This window comes from Vulcanisaeta sp. EB80 (genome assembly GCF_002078205.2).
The window spans coordinates 1-3,056 of record NZ_LCWN02000119.1 but is presented as its reverse complement, the minus strand read 5'-3'; the positions used below and the strand labels follow the sequence as shown (position 1 = coordinate 3,056).

3 protein-coding genes and 1 pseudogene are annotated in these 3,056 nt (G+C 43.1%); 3 read left to right on the top strand and 1 reads right to left on the bottom strand.

Translation table 11 applies throughout. The features are described 5' to 3' along the window. Nucleotides 1–483 (bottom strand): annotated as a pseudogene (locus B7L70_RS12215) (hypothetical protein); the annotation flags it as partial. A gap of 257 nt (nucleotides 484–740) precedes the next feature. On the opposite strand from B7L70_RS12215, the gene B7L70_RS12210 reads away from it, so the two are divergent. The 3 genes from B7L70_RS12210 (at nucleotide 741) to B7L70_RS12200 (ending at nucleotide 3,006) form a co-directional block, all read left to right on the top strand. Next, nucleotides 741–1,316: a sirohydrochlorin chelatase gene (locus B7L70_RS12210; RefSeq protein WP_081228419.1), complete on the top strand. Its 576-nt coding sequence runs from the start codon at nucleotides 741–743 to the stop codon at nucleotides 1,314–1,316. Further along, nucleotides 1,280–2,278: a cobalamin biosynthesis protein gene (locus B7L70_RS12205; protein ID WP_238376256.1), complete on the top strand. Its 999-nt coding sequence runs from the start codon at nucleotides 1,280–1,282 to the stop codon at nucleotides 2,276–2,278. Before B7L70_RS12210 ends, B7L70_RS12205 begins: the two co-directional genes overlap by 37 nt. 218 nt (nucleotides 2,279–2,496) lie before the next feature. Beyond that, a complete protein-coding gene (locus B7L70_RS12200; RefSeq protein WP_081228418.1) occupies nucleotides 2,497–3,006 on the top strand; it encodes an Lrp/AsnC ligand binding domain-containing protein in 510 nt (169 codons plus the stop codon). Nucleotides 3,007–3,056 lie beyond the last annotated feature (50 nt).

The following is a 3,056-nucleotide window of genomic DNA, read 5'->3' as shown; positions in this document are numbered from 1 at the left end:
CACCACCGTGGATACGCCAATGCCGAGTATGCCCGTGACCACGCCAGCCAATAAGTAATACCTGAGCCTAAACTCGAGTATAGCGACTGCGGTGATTAATATGAATATGGGTAACGTCCCAACCAGGTCGGTGGCACTATCTGGTAGCAATGATGCAAATAGGTAGGCGATGATGTATGTAAACCCTTTAATCACATTCTGCCTCATTTCCGTAAGAGCTTTGTTGAGTATGATTTCCGGCCTTATTATGAATACTGATGCAAAGCTTATCAGCACTATGATGAGAATCACTACTACGTATAAATAACCTATACCTAACCCACGGCGTAACCTCGCCAATAGGTACACGAAGGCTAGTGAAAGTACTAACTCTGAGATTAGGGCGTAATAGCTGGGTAGTACCGTGGCCATTATGATGCCCACAGCCACTATCATTAATACTGCAGGGTAATAGAGGAGCAATGATACGACCCTGCTCTTCACGATTATACGTACCAACGAAACCATTTATATGTATTGAGCCCCTTGATAAAGCCATCAAATTAATACAAACCGAAGGCGCCATCTAAGTCCTAGGCACATAAATTAATGGGAAACCACTTATAAATGCTGATTTAGGATTCCCATTTAACTATGGCAGGCCCGAACCATGCCCCTATTTGGATCGAGCATTCTAGTGAGGAAGGGATTATTCATGCTGTTTTAATTAATGGGGTGATCTCGATATGTGGCGATGATTCATGAAGGTAGTGATTGTGCTTCACGGCTCGAGGGATCCTGATTACATTAATGATGTGAGGAGCTTCGCTGGGAGGATCAACGTATCCTATGCCTTCGTATCCCACGCGAAACCTTTGGTTAACGAGGTAATCGGTGACGTCTATATACCCCTATTTGTCGGTTATGGCAGTGATTACGATAAGGCCGTATCTATAATCGGCTATGCATCACCACCCCTACTTGATTGGCCGGGCATTAGGGAATTCCTCATAAGCCTTGGCCCTGGGCTTTACGTGTTTCATGGCGATGACGATCCAAGATTTATTAGGGAAATAGGCAACCTGGACCTGGGTAATACCGCCTTTTTAGCAATAAAGCCAGGGCTAGCGGAATTACTGGGGAGGTACTGCCCTGATAAGGTAATACCCATCCTATTCACTAATGGCGTTATTTACAAGAGGGTGCTGGACGTTACGAAGAGTCTGTGTCCAAGTACGTACGTGGAGAGACCATTATTTGAGCTTGAGAGCTTCATTAACTATTTCATGAAATCATTGGGGTGGTTGATAAGCAATACCAAATGCCTGCGATGTTGATTTTTATGTGGCTTGCAGTTCTCGAGTATTACCTTGCGGCGATGGTCTTGGCGGTTCTCATTGACGTAGTTGTTGGCGAACCTAGAGGACCCCTATTAATGATTCATCCCGTGGTTGTCTGCGGTAAAATATTGAGTAGATTATTTAGACCAGGCGGTAGGGGTTTCGGTGTATTACTCTGGGTAATATCCGTCATACCACTCTTGGTTATTTACTATTTAATTCCCTGGGGATTATTCATGGTAAATATTGTTGTAGGCATCATTGCCTATTCATACGTGCTGAAGCTTACATTCTCGTACAGACTAATGAGGGATTATGCAAAGAGGATACTTAGGAAAATCGAACTTGGAGACCTTGAGGGGGCCAGGGCTTTAACCCAGGAGATTGTTAGGAGAAATGTTTGGGAGTTAGATAGAGAGCACTTGATATCCGCGGTGATAGAGAGCATGGCTGAATCATTCGTTGACGGATTCCTCTCACCATTATTTTACTACGCATTGCTTGGCCTACCGGGCGCATTGCTACAGAGATTGTCTAATACCATGGATTCAATGGTTGGTTATAAAGGGTGGCCCTATGAAGATGTTGGGTGGTTCTCGGCCATGATTGATACATTAATGAACTACATACCAGCTAGACTATCTACTCCCATTATAACCATGGCAGCAGCGCTCACGGGCCTTGATTGGAGGGGCAGTTTTAAGGTGGCACTTCGCGATCATGGTAAGGTGCAGAGCGTTAATTCTGGGTGGCCCATGTCATCCTTCGCCGGGGCGCTTAATGCAACACTTGAGAAGATTGGTAGGTATAGGATTAATGGAGGGGTAAGGAGGCTTGATACGGCAACCCTTAGGTCATCAATTAGGTTATTTGATGCATCTACAATCGTCGCTTTAATTGTAGTATCAGCGTTATTGACCATTAGGGTTATATTATTCCCGTTTGTCCCCTGGTTTTGAATTAATGATCAAACCTGAACTTACACCTCTCTACTTAGAGTATGAATTGTTTTTAGTATTCATGAAACCATGCATCATGTATAACCTAATTAAATAATTACTGATCATACATTTTAATTGGGCTTTATTTTTTACGTTAGGTTATTTAATGGTCCACATATAATATTTAGGAATAACCTTTTTATACTAGTGCCAGTTACCCATTTTGGTAGATTATTATGGCTTCAGTGACATCACCAAGTGAGGAGGTAACCCCAGCGGAAATCGAGAGACAACTAACCGAGAGACAACTCCAGGTTCTTCAATACCTGCTTAAAAAGGCTATGCCACTTAAGGTGTACACTGTATATGCAGACCAGGATGAACTGGCTAGGGAACTAGGCATGACCAGGCAGGCATTAAGCGTTCACCTTAAGAAGCTTAAGGACTTTGGGTTGATAAGGACTGGGCGTGAGTTTGTCGATGTTACTGATAAAGCGCTTAGGGTTCTGCGAATGAGCTCTAATGAGGCTGTTATTTTGGTGAAGGTTCAACCCAGGTATAGAACTATTATTTATGAGAAGATTAAGGAGCTCCCTGTTGAGAAGGCATACAGAGTCTCTGGTGATTATGACTTAATATTGATAACGAGGGAGGTCAACGTCAATGACATACTTAGGGTATTAAGTATGATGGAGGGCGTCGAGGATACCAAGACCTTCATATCCCTCGAAATACTCAGGGAGTAAATTAACACATTTAAATACCAACTCAGGTAAAATTATTACCTCCTTAGTCA